The organism is Cognatundibacterium curvum, assembly GCF_014284235.1.
In the GTDB taxonomy this organism is placed as follows: domain Bacteria; phylum Pseudomonadota; class Gammaproteobacteria; order Burkholderiales; family Burkholderiaceae_D; genus Undibacterium; species Undibacterium curvum.
This window is the reverse complement of record NZ_JACOGD010000049.1, coordinates 1-255: the sequence shown is the minus strand read 5'-3', so window position 1 is coordinate 255 and position 255 is coordinate 1. Positions and strand designations below refer to the sequence as shown.

1 protein-coding gene is annotated in these 255 nt (G+C 59.2%); it reads right to left on the bottom strand.

Going from position 1 to position 255, the window contains the following annotated elements:
* Positions 1-255 (bottom strand): AMP-binding protein (locus tag H8K43_RS19355; RefSeq protein WP_186905268.1); only part of this gene is annotated, 255 nt, incomplete at both ends.

Genomic DNA, 255 nt, shown 5'->3' with positions numbered 1-255 from the left:
AAAGCGTTCTGCGGTCAAACCAGGCTGACCGAGGTAGCCACGCGCCAGTCCGGCACCACCCAGGAAGAGCTCACCTTCGACACCCATCGCTGCCAGCTGCCAGTGGGCATCAAGCACATAGGCCTGGTAGTTTGCCAGTGGCTGACCGATGGGCAGGATGGCGGGCAGTTGTGCTATCGCTTCTGACTCAGCTGGCGGCAGTTGCCAGGTACTGGCGTCTATCGTGGTTTCGGTCGGACCATAAACATTGATGAT